The 13,268-nt window shown below is 42.6% G+C and carries 9 protein-coding genes and 1 other RNA gene; 9 read left to right on the top strand and 1 reads right to left on the bottom strand.

Translation table 11 applies throughout. The annotated features are described in order from the left end of the window. Window positions 1-149: 149 nt before the first annotated feature. The 4 genes from QZ998_RS04125 to nifJ all read left to right on the top strand — a co-directional run bounded on the left by QZ998_RS04125 (window position 150) and on the right by nifJ (window position 7,328). Window positions 150-611, top strand: coding sequence for an Lrp/AsnC family transcriptional regulator (locus QZ998_RS04125; protein WP_296558251.1), 462 nt, complete (start codon window positions 150-152; stop codon window positions 609-611). A gap of 69 nt (window positions 612-680) precedes the next feature. Beyond that, window positions 681-1,796 (top strand): alanine dehydrogenase, encoded by a 1,116-nt coding sequence (gene ald / locus QZ998_RS04120; RefSeq protein ID WP_296558249.1) that lies wholly within the window; start codon window positions 681-683, stop codon window positions 1,794-1,796. Window positions 1,797-2,072: 276 nt separating this feature from the next. Next, entirely contained in the window at window positions 2,073-3,446 is a 1,374-nt protein-coding gene (locus tag QZ998_RS04115) for an alanine/glycine:cation symporter family protein (protein WP_296558247.1), read from the top strand. 357 nt (window positions 3,447-3,803) lie between these two features. Continuing rightward, complete coding sequence (gene nifJ, locus QZ998_RS04110) at window positions 3,804-7,328, top strand: pyruvate:ferredoxin (flavodoxin) oxidoreductase (RefSeq protein ID WP_296558246.1); 3,525 nt, start codon at window positions 3,804-3,806, stop codon at window positions 7,326-7,328. A gap of 115 nt (window positions 7,329-7,443) precedes the next feature. Here nifJ and QZ998_RS04105 read toward each other — a convergent pair whose 3' ends face one another. Continuing rightward, entirely contained in the window at window positions 7,444-7,701 is a 258-nt protein-coding gene (locus QZ998_RS04105; RefSeq protein WP_296558244.1) for a hypothetical protein, read from the bottom strand. Window positions 7,702-7,915: 214 nt separating this feature from the next. Between QZ998_RS04105 and dnaG the strand changes: the two genes are divergently transcribed. The 5 genes from dnaG (at window position 7,916) to rnpB (ending at window position 13,247) form a co-directional block, all read left to right on the top strand. After that, on the top strand, window positions 7,916-9,694 hold the full coding sequence (dnaG, locus tag QZ998_RS04100) for a DNA primase (RefSeq protein ID WP_296558241.1): 1,779 nt from the start codon (window positions 7,916-7,918) through the stop codon (window positions 9,692-9,694). 88 nt (window positions 9,695-9,782) lie between these two features. Next, complete coding sequence (rpoD, locus tag QZ998_RS04095; RefSeq protein WP_296558253.1) at window positions 9,783-10,847, top strand: RNA polymerase sigma factor RpoD; 1,065 nt, start codon at window positions 9,783-9,785, stop codon at window positions 10,845-10,847. Window position 10,848: 1 nt separating this feature from the next. Continuing rightward, the gene (locus tag QZ998_RS04090; protein ID WP_296558239.1) at window positions 10,849-11,550 is read left to right on the top strand and encodes a class I SAM-dependent methyltransferase; all 702 of its coding nucleotides are present in this window, start codon (window positions 10,849-10,851) and stop codon (window positions 11,548-11,550) included. After that, window positions 11,535-12,653, top strand: a complete 1,119-nt coding sequence (locus QZ998_RS04085; RefSeq protein ID WP_296558236.1) for a Nif3-like dinuclear metal center hexameric protein — start codon at window positions 11,535-11,537, stop codon at window positions 12,651-12,653. The genes QZ998_RS04090 and QZ998_RS04085 overlap by 16 nt, the downstream gene beginning before the upstream one ends. Window positions 12,654-12,907: 254 nt before the next feature. Then, window positions 12,908-13,247: RNase P RNA component class A (rnpB, locus tag QZ998_RS04080), an RNA gene on the top strand. The last annotated feature ends 21 nt before the right edge of the window (window positions 13,248-13,268 follow it).

The raw sequence follows: 13,268 nt of genomic DNA, 5'->3' as shown, positions 1-13,268 counted from the left end.
TGCTTTATAAGTTATACCTATTTTTAGCTATTCAGTACAAGATACAATGACTGTTCTGCACTTTTAGCTCTGGTTATCGAGGTAACTATTTAAATAAAAGCCTTAAAAATCAATGATTTGAGGCTTGACAATATAGGAAGGAGAGCTACATGGATTCAATTGATATTGAAATCCTAAAGCTGTTGCAGAAAAATGCCAGAGTTACGGCTTCTGAAATTGCTAATGAAGTCAGTTTATCGGTTCCTGCGATCAGTGAACGAATAAAAAAATTAGATTCTTCCGGAATCATTCAAAAGTATACCATTCATCTTTCGACTCAAAAGATGAATAAAAATCTGGTTGCTTACATGTTTATATCCCTTAAACACCCAAATTATATTGAAGGATTTGTCGAATTGGTGAAAAACGAGAATGAGATCATCGAATGTGATTATCTGGCCGGAGATTATGATTATTTAATTAAAATTATTACTAAAGATACGCAAAGTCTGGAAGCAGTGTTAAATCGCATCAAAACAGTTCCCGGGGTACAAAAGACTAAAACGATTGTAACCCTGTCGACCGTAAAAAATACATACTCCATTCTTCCTTACGAAGTTGATGGGTTGTAGAGATTTATTTATCAACATTTAAACGTTTATATTAAAAAAATTTATAATGAAAACACAGGAGGTTTTATCATGATTGTAGGTATTCCAAAGGAAATTAAGAACAATGAGTCACGCGTTTCGGTTACCCCAGCAGGTGTCCATGCCCTGGTAATGAGTGGCCATAAGGTATTGGTTGAAACCAAGGCCGGCATTGAAAGTGGCATTCAAGACAGTGAATACGTGGCAGAGGGCGCGGTCATTTTGCAACAGGCCAAAGAAGTATTTGAACAAGCCGACATCATTGTAAAAGTAAAAGAACCGATTGCATCTGAGTATGAACTGATGAAAGAAGGACAAACGCTATTTACTTATCTACATCTTGCTCCAAACCTGCCTTTAACCGATATTTTAGTGAAGAAAAAAATTACTGCTATTGCCTATGAAACAGTTGAATTGCCAGACCGATCATTGCCTTTACTGATCCCAATGAGTGAAGTAGCCGGCAGAATGTCCGTTCAAGTTGGTGCTACCATGCTGCAACGTTACCATGGTGGTGTGGGGATGTTACTTGGCGGTGTAACCGGGGTATTACCAGCAGAAGTGATGATAATCGGCGCTGGTACTGTTGGTATGAACGCCGCGAAAATGGCAGTTGGCCTGGGTGCTCATGTAACGGTGATTGATATCAGCAAACCAAAATTAACCTATGTTGATGACGTTTTTAATGGTCGGGTATCGACACTAATTAGTAATCCTTACAACATGGCCGAGCTGACCAAAAAATCTGATCTACTCATCAGCGGCGTATTAGTTACCGGCGAAAAAGCCCCTAAACTGGTCTCAGAAGAGATGGTCAAGAACATGAAAAAAGGTTCAGTTATTGTTGATGTAGCGATTGACCAGGGCGGATCAGTAGAAACCATTGATCATAGCACCACTCATGATGATCCCTGCTTTGAAAAACATGGCGTTATCCACTATTCAGTAGCGAATATGCCAGGCGCTGTTCCTAAAACATCCACTTACGCCCTGACCGGATCGACCCTGCCATACTTACTGGCGATCGTCAACAAGGGACCAGAAGCAGCTATGAAAGATGATCCCGCTTTACTGCTAGGCTTAAACACCTACAAGGGACATGTTACTTGTAAAGGTGTCGCTGAAGGCTTAAATAAAGAATATGTACCAGCCGACGAATTACTGTAGGCTAAAAAAAAGCGCTTAAGAAAACCAATCATACCAGAAACAAAAAAATAATCAGCAGCATCAGGAAATATAGAAAACGAAAAAATTAAAGACATAAAATTGAGCAAAAAATACCAGATAACAAGGGTGACACTGTTGAAATAATGGTGAAGCCCTTGTTATCAGAATATTCTCAACAACTCTGTAATCGATATTAAAGATTATAAATTTTAAGGGGGCAATATAAATTTTTCGGAAATCATTTCAGCTGTAAATAATTTTGTTTGGGGACCCATTATGCTGGCACTGCTGATGGGAACAGGGATCTTTTTAACAGTGCGGTTAAAGTTTGCGCCATGGCTCAACTTGGGATTTGCCATCAAATCCGTCTTTACCAAAACAGACAAAACTAAAAAAGATGATTCTAGTGGTGATATTTCACCCTTCCAGTCACTGATGACAGCCCTGGCGGCTACCATTGGCACCGGGAATATCGTCGGTGTCGCAACAGCGATGGTTCTGGGAGGACCGGGAGCGCTAGTGTGGATGTGGATTTCCACCCTATTTGGCCTTTCGACTAAATATGCCGAAAGTGTTTTGGCGGTAAAATACCGGGAAACCAACGCCAAAGGCGAAATGGCCGGTGGTCCGATGTATGCCATGAAAAACGGCTTTAAAAACAAAAAACTCGGTTTAATCCTGGCCTTTTTGTTCTCATTGTTTGCTACCGTGGCATCATTTGGAATCGGAAACATGACTCAGGCCAATTCTATTGCCGGAGCTGTGAATGGAACTTTTGGAGTACCCACCTGGATAACAGGTCTGATTCTGACGGTGCTGGCATTTTTAGTTATTCTCGGCGGGATCAAGAGTATTGGTCGGGTGTCGGGGATTATTGTACCGTTTATGGCGGTGTTCTATGTCTTGGCATCACTCCTTGTTATTATCATCAATTTTGAGAACGTACCTGCCGGCATTGCAGAAATCTTTACCATGGCCTTTTCTCCATCGGCAATGGCTGGTGGTGTTGGCGGAACCATTATCGCGACAATGCTGACAGCGATGCGCTGGGGGGTTGCCCGGGGGGTATTCTCTAATGAAGCCGGTTTAGGATCGGCACCAATTGCCGCCGCCGCCGCTAAAACAGATCATCCTTCACGTCAAGGTTATATCAATATGACCGGAACCTTTTTTGATACCATCATTGTCTGTACGATTACTGGCCTGGTGATTGCCTCATCTGGAGCCCTGGGGACACTGGACGCTAGCGGCGAAATCCTAATGGGCGCAAACCTGACCATTGCTGCCTTCCAATCGGCTCTGGGACCGGTTGGTGGTTATATTGTAACGGTCGGGATTACTCTCTTTGCCTTTTCAACCATACTGGGTTGGGAATATTATGGCGAAAAGTCGCTGGAATATTTAATCAAAGCCCCAATTGCCGTCACAATTTATCGGATTCTTTACTGCCTGGTTGTTTTTGTTGGTGCTACCACCGCCCTGGAAGTCGTCTGGAATTTATCAGATGCTATGAATGGGATGATGGCGATACCAAACTTAATCAGTTTGTTGGTGTTAAGCAGTGTTGTTGCCAAGGAATGTTTTGAATTCCAGACAGATTTCTTAATACCTGAGAAACTGGCATTTAAAGAAGCAAAAAAGAAAAAATAATTTACAAGCAATCAATTCAATAAAAAAATTATCCATCACAAAAATTACGGTTGATGAACTGTTAATAATTATTTTGACAGTTCATCCGCAGTAAGTTATTTTGAAAAAGTAATTTGTGCGGATATAAGTTTTCGAATAACTAACTGTATCCAAACTAAAAGAAATATAAACCAGTAAAGGTTAACTTTAATCGTTTTCTGGTAAAACATTGAATTATTACCTATAAATATAGACAAAAAATTACCCATGCTAAAGTGTATACACCCAAAAATTAATATGATATAATTTCATAGATAAAATTTTGCTATTTAAATCAACAATAAAAACATTATGTTTTTAATTTCAAGGAGGAAAATCATGCCAAAAAAAATGATGACAATGGATGGAAATACCGCAGCTGCACACGTTGCTTATGCGTTTACCGAGGTTGCCGCTATTTTCCCAATTACCCCTTCATCCCCAATGGCTGAATATGCCGATGTTTGGGCTTCTCAGGGACGAAAAAATATCTTTGGAGAAACAGTTACTGTTTCGGAAATGCAATCAGAAGGCGGCGCTGCTGGAGCGGTCCACGGTTCATTAGCAGCTGGTGCGTTAACGACCACCTTTACGGCATCCCAGGGACTTTTACTGATGATTCCAAATATGTATAAAATAGCTGGCGAATTACTACCAGGTGTTTTTCATGTTACTGCCCGTACTCTAGCTGCCCAGGCACTATCAATTTTTGGTGATCATAGCGATGTTATGGCCTGCCGTCAAACTGGTTTTGCTTTATTGGCGTCAGGAAGTGTCCAGGAAGTAATGGACCTGGCAGCAATTGCCCATTTAGCTGCGATTAAAAGCCGAGTACCATTTATGCATTTCTTTGATGGTTTCAGAACCTCGCACGAAGTTCAGAAGATTGAAGTCATCGATTACGATGTATTTAAGAAATTAGCTGATTTTGATGCCATTCAGGCTTTCAGAAATAACGCCTTGAATCCAGAACACCCTGTAACTCGGGGAACTGCACAGAATCCGGATATTTTCTTCCAGGCACGTGAAGCGTGTAATCCCTTCTATGATAATATTCCAGCTATTGTTGCGGAATATATGGAAAAAATTTCAGCAGAAACTGGTCGGGGATACCATTTATTTGATTATTACGGTGCTGATGATGCGGAAAATATCATCGTCGCGATGGGTTCGGTAACCGATACGATTGAAGAAACAATTGATTACTTAATGGCTCAGGGCGAAAAAATCGGACTCATCAAGGTTCGTTTATTCAGACCTTTTGCACCAGAATACTTATTAAAAGTATTACCAAAAACAGCTAAAAAAATTGCCGTTTTAGACCGTACTAAAGAACCTGGTTCATTGGGTGAACCTTTATACCAGGATATCTGTACCGTCTTCTATGGCAAAGAATTCCAACCACTAATTGTTGGTGGTCGCTATGGACTGAGTTCCAAAGATACAACTCCAACCCAGATTAAAGCCGTTTATGATAATTTAAAACTTGATAAACCCAAAGATAAATTTACCATCGGGATTGTCGATGATGTTACCCACACAAATCTTGAACTGCCTGAAAGCATCTTTACTGTTCCAGCCGGGACAAAGGGTTGTAAGTTCTGGGGTCTTGGTTCTGATGGAACTGTTGGTGCTAACAAATCGGCGATTAAAATTATCGGCGATCATACTGACTTGTATGCTCAGGGTTATTTCTCCTATGATAGTAAAAAATCCGGCGGGGTTACCGTTTCACACTTGAGATTTGGTAAAAAACCAATTAAATCAACTTACCTAATTGTTAACTCAGACTTTGTTTCCTGCTCAACCCAAGCCTATGTTAACCAATATGATCTTCTAAAAGGTTTGAAAAAAGGTGGAACCTTCCTGTTGAATACCGTATGGGAAGCAGCTGAACTAGATGAAAAATTACCAGCATCTTTAAAGAAATATATTGCCGATAACGACATCAATTTCTATACTATCAACGCCACCAAAATTGCCGAAGAAATTGGTCTTGGTCGTCACACCAACATGATTATGCAATCGGCCTTCTTTAAACTGGCTGAGATCATTCCAATTGAAGACGCCGTGGCTTACGCCAAAGCCGGGATCCTGAAAGATTATGGAAACAAGGGCCAAAAAATTGTCGACATGAATAATGCCGCTGTTGACCGTGGCGTTGACGCACCAGCTAAGGTTGAAGTACCGGAAGCCTGGAAGTCGCTTAACACTGAGCTTGCAGCTGAAGAAAATGTCCCAGAATTTATTTCTAAGATACTCCGTCCGATAAACCGATTAGAAGGTGACGATATCCCTGTATCAACCTTTACTGGCATTGAAGATGGAACCTTCATGGCGGGATCATCGGCCTATGAAAAACGTGGTATCGCGGTTAATGTGCCAAAATGGATACCAGAAAACTGTATTCAATGTAACCAGTGTTCGTTTGTCTGCCCACACGCTGCGATTCGTCCAGTGTTAGTAGATAGCGGTGAAAAAGCAGCGGCTCCAGAAGGCTTTGAAACCTTGAAAGCGACCGGAAAACAATTTGACGGTCTGGAATATCGTATCCAGGTCAGCACCCTTGACTGTACCGGTTGTGGTAATTGTCAGGATGCCTGCCCGGCTAAAACGAAAGCCCTGGAAATGGAAGCAATTGATACCCAGGCTAATCAGATTCCCTTGTGGAACTATTCAACAACCGTTAAGATCAAAGATAACCTGGTAAGCAAGACAACCGTTAAGGGCAGTCAATTCTGTCAACCATTGCTTGAATTCTCGGGAGCTTGTGCTGGTTGTGGTGAAACACCATACGTTAAGACAATCACCCAATTGTTCGGCGATCGGATGCTAGTTGCTAACGCTACTGGTTGTTCATCAATCTGGGGAGCATCCTCACCATCGACACCTTATTGTGTCAATTCAGAAGGAAAAGGTCCAGCTTGGGCAAACTCCTTATTTGAAGATACCGCAGAGTATGGCTACGGGATGATGTTGGCTACCGAAAAAATGGCTGATAACATTCAGAGCTACGCAACTCAAATAATTGACAGCAATGCGCCAGATGCAGTAAAAGACGCAATTAATGCATGGATTGATAGCAGAAAAGACGCAGAAGCCTCAAAAATTGCATCACCTAAACTGGTTGAAGCATTAGAAAACTTTACTCCAAGTGAAGAAGTGGCTCAATTTGTTAAATTCATACTCGATAACCAAGCCTTCCTGATCAAAAAATCACAATGGATTTTTGGTGGCGACGGTTGGGCTTACGATATCGGCTATGGCGGATTAGATCATGTACTGGCGACCCGTAAAAATGTCAATGTGCTGGTTATGGATACTGAGATTTACTCCAATACTGGTGGTCAAGCATCAAAATCAACGCCAACTGGTGCAGTAGCACAATTTGCGGCGGCTGGAGAGCGCATCAAGAAGAAAGACTTAGGAATGATGGCTGCCACCTACGGCTACGTCTATGTTGCACAGGTTGCCATGGGTGCTGATAAGAACCAATTTATGAAAGCCCTTCAGGAAGCCGAAGCTTATGATGGACCATCACTGATCATTGCCTATGCGCCTTGTATCAACCACGGTATTAAAGGCGGGATGAGCCATACCCAATCACACGAAGCATTCGCTGTGGAAGCCGGTTACTGGCATCTGTACCGATTTAATCCAACCCTTAAAGAAGAAGGAAAGAATCCCTTTATCCTGGATTCAAAAGCGCCGGATATCGAAAAATTCACCGAATTCCTCGATTCAGAAGTGCGTTACACCTCATTAAAACTGACCTTCCCAGAAGTTTCAGCAACCCTTTACGAAGCAGCAAAGGAAGAAGCATGGGATCGTTACCTCGGTTATAAACAAAAAGCAGAAATGTAATCTTTTCAATTACAAGAGAAACCCTTTGGGGTTTCTCTTTACGTTAAATCACAAAAAGTGCTCCATTGGAGGGATCCAATGGAGCACTTTGATAATGAGGCCTTTTGATAAATAATTATTTACATTTTTGGGGAGAAGGGTGTCTTCTGGCAAAGCCATCGAGGTCATCATCGGGATTATGAACCGTTAGCAGCATCTTGTCCAAATCAAAATCAAAATCAAAACTCGTGTCTGATTTTAATTCATCGAGGACATCGATAATCATCTGGCCATCAGCCACGCCGTCCATACTGAGAACAGCTTTCCCATAATCATTAAAACTGGCAGCTTTCACTTTTTCATGAATTTCTTCAATAATTTGTTTCTTTTCCATAATCATACCTCTTTCTTTAATAAATTGTGATATATTAATTATTACCCAAATAATTAATATATATCCACTGATCATAAAATTTTGAAAGATTATTGAAACTTTATTTTTGTTTAAATTTAAAAATAAAGGATATTAAAACAAGGAGAATGCTATTTTATTTAGAATAGAAATAATAGACTCTTAAAAGTCAAGACTTTTTAAAAAGGATAATACAATGACAACTTTCTACTCCGAAGAATTGATACAATCGGTCATCGAAGCAAATGATATTGTCGATGTCGCTTCGGGTTATATGACCCTAAAGCGGGTCGGCAACTCTTTTAAGGGCAAGTGTCCGTTTCATAACGAAAAAACGGCATCCTTCACAGTTTCCCGCGAAAAACAGCTGTATCATTGTTTCGGTTGTGGAGCAGGTGGTAATGTGATTACCTTTATAATGGAAATGGAAAAACTGCCTTTTATGGATGCCCTCAAATTTCTGGCTGCCCGGGCAAATATAATATTGCCTGAAAAGCAGAACCAGCAGGCAGACCATCAGGCCTACGAGAAAAAAAAGCGGCTTTATGAATTGCACCGGGAAGCGGCTAATTACTATTATAAAATCTTAAAAACAAATAAACCGGCGCGCGACTATCTAATGAAAAGAGGGATCAGCCAGGAAACGATCAGAGAATTTGGTTTGGGTTATGCCAGTGAAGAGTGGACCCGATTAACCGAATTTCTTAGCAGCAAAGGATTTTCAATGGAAGAGCTGCTGGATTCAGGCTTGGTGTTAGCTTCCGAAAGTAAGCGGCATTATGATCGTTTCCGCAGTCGGATTATGTTTCCGATTGTTAATCCACGGGGACAGATTGTTGGCTTTGGTGGTCGTCTGATGATGACTGATCAAAATGGCCCCAAATATCTTAATTCCCCGGAAACTTCTATTTTTTCTAAAAGTTATGAGCTTTATAATTTGAATCATTGTAAAAACTATATGGAAACAGGGCGGTTATTGATTGTTGAAGGCTATATGGATGTGATTTCCTTGTATCAAAAAGGGATCAAGAACACGGTTGCCGCCTTGGGTACCGCTTTTACGCCATTTCATGGAAAAATTCTGGAACGTTATGCCAATGAAGTGATTATTGCTTTTGATGGAGACAGCGCCGGTAAATCGGCAACAGAAAAAGCCATGAATATCTTGAAAAAGACCAGCTTAAATGTTAAAATATTAAACTTGCCGACAAATGAAGATCCCGATTCCTTTGTTCAGAAATATGGTCAGCAAGGCTTTGAAGAGTCTGTTGCCAAAGCCTTAACGATCATTGAGTATGAACTGGAATTATTAAAAAGCCTCAACGACCTTTCGCAAACCGATGGCAGGCTGCGTTACGGCAATGAGGCGATAAAGATATTAAGACAGCTTGAAACATTGGTAGAAATCGATTATTACAGCAAAATGGTTGCTGGCGAAACAGGAATCAATCAGGAAGTAATCCGGCGTGAGGTGATGCGCTCAAAAACCCGAGCCGACAATCCGGCCCAGGTGATTAAGCCAAGCCGCAGTGGAGTAATAACGCAAAAGATCCCCAAGGCTTACCAAAAAGCTCAGGAATTGGCGATCCGCTATTGTTTAAAAAGACCAGAAATTATAAATACGTTTCCGATCGACTATCTGACCGATCCTTTTTATAAAGATTTATTGCTGACTATTTCAGAGACGCAGCAAACCGGGATCCGGATTGAAGTCAATCAGATTATGTCACACTTTGATGATTCAGAAGATGTCAAAAGAATCGTTGAGTTTATGATGAACGAGGATGAGGTCTCCCGGTCAGATTATCATGATGCTTTGGAAATAATGAATCGTTTCTATAACGAAGCTCAGTTAGACAGGCTTTCTGAACAGATCAAGCGAGAATCGGCCAATGGCAACGACGATGAGGTGGCCAGGCTAACCAATCAACTCATCGAGATTAAGAAAATGATGAAAGAAAACGGGAGGCACTAAGATGAAACTAGAGAAAGCAAAAACCGACGATGTGATCATCGATATTGACGACGACATCATTGCAATTGAGAAAGTTGCAATTGAACTGATGCCAGAAGTGCAGCAATTATTAAAACGTGGAAAATCCAAAGGGAATTTAAACAATCACGATTTTGAAGAAATCTTGGATAAAGCTGATCTTGATCCCGAGGAAATTGATTCGATCTACTTGTACCTGCAAAAAGAAGGGATTGAAATCGCCTTTACCGATCTGGAACTAGAAGCCTTAGAAGCAGCGGAGCTGGAGGAAGAAAACCAGAAAGAACTTGAGCTGGCAGATTCGGTCAGCGTCAATGATCCGGTTCGACTATACTTAAAAGAAATTGGCAAGGTTCCCTTATTGACGGGGGATGAGGAAATGGCACTGGCGCGGCGAATGGAAGCCGGCGATGACTTAGCTAAAAAAGAATTGGCCGAAGCCAACCTGCGTCTGGTGGTCAGTATTGCTAAGCGTTATGTCGGACGGGGGATGTCGTTTCTGGATCTGATCCAGGAAGGGAACCTCGGTTTGATCAAGGCGGTTGAGAAATTCGACTACACCAAAGGTTTTAAATTTAGTACCTATGCAACCTGGTGGATTCGGCAGGCGATTACCCGGGCGATTGCCGATCAGGCCAGAACCATTCGTATTCCGGTACATATGGTCGAGACGATTAATAAACTAATCCGGGTTTCGCGACAATTGTTACAGGAATATGGACGCGAACCGACCCCAGCAGAAATTGGTAAGGAAATGGGCTTTTCCGAAGAAAAGGTGCGGGAGATTCAAAAGATCGCCCAGGATCCGGTTTCCCTGGAAACCCCTATCGGAGAAGAAGAAGATAGCCATTTGGGCGATTTTATTCCAGATGAAGATGCCCCGGCACCGGCCGAAGCAGCCTCCTACGCACTGTTAAAAGAACAACTGATTGAGGTTTTAAACACCCTGACCGAACGAGAAGAAAAGGTATTGCGATTGCGTTTTGGTTTGGATGACGGTCGCGCTCGGACACTCGAGGAAGTGGGTAAAGAGTTTAATGTGACCCGCGAACGGATTAGACAGATTGAAGCTAAGGCTTTACGCAAACTGCGACACCCCAGCCGCAGCAAAAAATTAAAGGATTATTTAACCTAAAATGAAGATCAAACTAAGTCCCCGGCTGGAAGCTATTGCCGGCTGTGTCGACGGAACCAGCTCGATGGCTGATATTGGCACCGATCATGGTTATTTACCGGTCTACCTGGTAGAAAATGCGATGACTGCCAGCGCAATTGCTAGCGATACCAATCAGCAGCCCCTTAAAAAAGCAGAAAAAATTATTAGCGAACTGCAACTTGAAAAACAGATTGAGACCCGACTTGGTTCGGGTCTTTCTGTGCTTAAACCTGGCGAGGTTGAGACTGTCGTGATGGCGGGGATGGGCGGACTACTGATCCGCGACCTGCTAGAAGCGCAGTCAGATGTGGCCATGGAGACCCAAAAACTGGTACTCCAACCGATGAATAACCAGGCAGTGTTGCGAAAATACCTGGAAGCTGCCGGATTTCGGATTATCAGAGAAGAGCTGGCTCAGGAAGAGAATCGGGTTTATCAGGTGATCGTAGCAAAACCGGGAAAGATGGTTTTTACCAATGACCTGGAGTATCAATTGGGTTTTGAATTTTACACCCAGAAGCATCCGCTACTGACTGCGCTAATTGATCGGAAAATTTTTCTGGAGCAGCAGATTGTTTTAAGTACCCGGGGAAAAACTACTGCAGTTGCGGCAAAGCAATGGCAGGAAAGTAGTTTGTTTATCGAAAAACTGAATGAGGTGAAAAAATGGCTGTCAAACTAAATAAAATCATTCAAACAATTGAAGCGTTGGCGCCCGAAAAACTGGCCGAAGACTGGGATAACGTCGGTCTCCAAGTAGGGTCGCGACAGCAGCGCATCAATCGGATACTGCTGACTTTAGATATCACTGTCGATGTGGTCGATGAAGCGGTTAAGAAAAAAGTGGATCTGATCATTGCCCATCATCCCTTTATTTTTAACGGCTTAAAAACGCTGTCAACAGACTTTGAAAAGGGTCAGATCATTGAACAGCTGATCAAAAATGAAGTTGCCGTTTATGTGGCTCACACTAATTTGGATAAGGCCGCAAAAGGCCTTAATCATTACCTGGCTGAGATGATCGGCCTGGAAAGCATCAAAACCCTGGAGCATTCCAATCCGGCTGCTTATTATAAACTGGTCGTTTTTACACCAGTTGAAGCCAGCCAAAAAATTATTGAGGTGTTGGGGAAAAACGGAGCCGGCGCAATTGGCGACTATGATTATTGTACCTATCGTTCGACCGGTATTGGTACCTTCCGTCCACTACAAGGAGCCAACCCTTTTGTAGGTCAAATTAATAAACTGACCTGTGTTTCGGAAGACCGGATTGAAGCCATTGTGGCAGCACCGGATTTAAAAAATCTGATTGCTGCCTTAAAAAGAAATCATCCCTATGAAGAAATGGCCTATGACGTGATCGCCCTCGAAAACGGGGACCTGATCAATGAAAATGGACTGGGTAAAATCGGTGTATTGAGCCAGCCCTTGGAAGCTTCAGGATTTATTACCCATATCAAAACGCGGCTGGGATTGACAGCATTAAGAGGAGCCGGCGAGCTGCCCGATATCGTCCGGCGGGTGGCCATCTGTTCTGGCGCCGGAGCCGACATGATCGGTCTGGCCAAGGCCAAAAGAGCCGATGTGTTAATCACTGGCGACCTCAAACACCACGACGGCCAACGCGCCCTGGAAAACAATATCTGGGTTCTCGATGCCGGTCACTACGGCACCGAAAAATGGGTAACCAACTGCTTTAAACAAATGCTCGAAGCCGGTCTCGGAGACACTTGCCCGGAAATGATCGTGGCTGAAGCTTCCCGAGATTTTATTGTGACTTATTAGAGGTTCATTTGCAGAAAATGCTTTAGATAAATGGAGTCACCAGTACCGACAAATGTTAGATCATGTTGTTTGCATCGGGGCGAACAGGCTGCTGCCTGTCCGATCCCGCAGCAAACAACAGATTAACATGGGTCTGACCCCTTGGTCATTGGTCGGTACGGAAGTTTAACGACAATCTGAATTGGTTGTCTTTTGATGATGATTGGTGAAAAAATACTTGAAGTTTGAGTAAAGACAGGGTATACTATAGTGATTTAGTAAATCAGATAGTCGCACCCGGAGTAATCCGGTTGAGGAAAGTCCGAGCTCCGCAGAGCATGGTGCCGGGTAACACCCGGTGGAGGCGACTCTAAGGCCAGTGCAACAGAAAGTATACCGCCAGCAATGGTAAGGATGAAAGGGTGAGGTAAGAGCTCACCAGCGGTGTGGTAACACATCGGCTATGTAAACCCCACCTGGAGCAAGACCAAGAACGGACCGAGAAAGACGGCTGCTCGTCGTTGTCCTATGGTAGGTCGCTAGAATTTATTGGTAACAATAAATCGAGATAGATGACTATTTAAACAGAACTCGGCTTATAGATTTAGTAAATCACAAATGTCAATTAGGACGATT

It is taken from the genome of uncultured Acetobacterium sp. (assembly GCF_927416815.1).
Lineage (GTDB): Bacteria > Bacillota > Clostridia > Eubacteriales > Eubacteriaceae > Acetobacterium.
This window is presented reverse-complemented; position numbering and strand designations above follow the sequence as displayed.

What these genes read in the sequence shown, in the direction of transcription:
- QZ998_RS04125 (WP_296558251.1), top strand. Translation starts at nt 150, where the DNA reads ATGGATTCAATTGATATTGAAATCCTAAAGCTGTTGCAGAAAAATGCC.
- QZ998_RS04085 (WP_296558236.1), top strand. Translation starts at nt 11,535, where the DNA reads ATGGCTGTCAAACTAAATAAAATCATTCAAACAATTGAAGCGTTGGCG.
- QZ998_RS04105 (WP_296558244.1), bottom strand. Translation starts at nt 7,701, where the DNA reads ATGGAAAAGAAACAAATTATTGAAGAAATTCATGAAAAAGTGAAAGCT.
- QZ998_RS04115 (WP_296558247.1), top strand. Translation starts at nt 2,073, where the DNA reads ATGCTGGCACTGCTGATGGGAACAGGGATCTTTTTAACAGTGCGGTTA.
- nifJ (WP_296558246.1), top strand. Translation starts at nt 3,804, where the DNA reads ATGCCAAAAAAAATGATGACAATGGATGGAAATACCGCAGCTGCACAC.
- dnaG (WP_296558241.1), top strand. Translation starts at nt 7,916, where the DNA reads ATGACAACTTTCTACTCCGAAGAATTGATACAATCGGTCATCGAAGCA.
- ald (WP_296558249.1), top strand. Translation starts at nt 681, where the DNA reads ATGATTGTAGGTATTCCAAAGGAAATTAAGAACAATGAGTCACGCGTT.
- QZ998_RS04090 (WP_296558239.1), top strand. Translation starts at nt 10,849, where the DNA reads ATGAAGATCAAACTAAGTCCCCGGCTGGAAGCTATTGCCGGCTGTGTC.
- rpoD (WP_296558253.1), top strand. Translation starts at nt 9,783, where the DNA reads ATGCCAGAAGTGCAGCAATTATTAAAACGTGGAAAATCCAAAGGGAAT.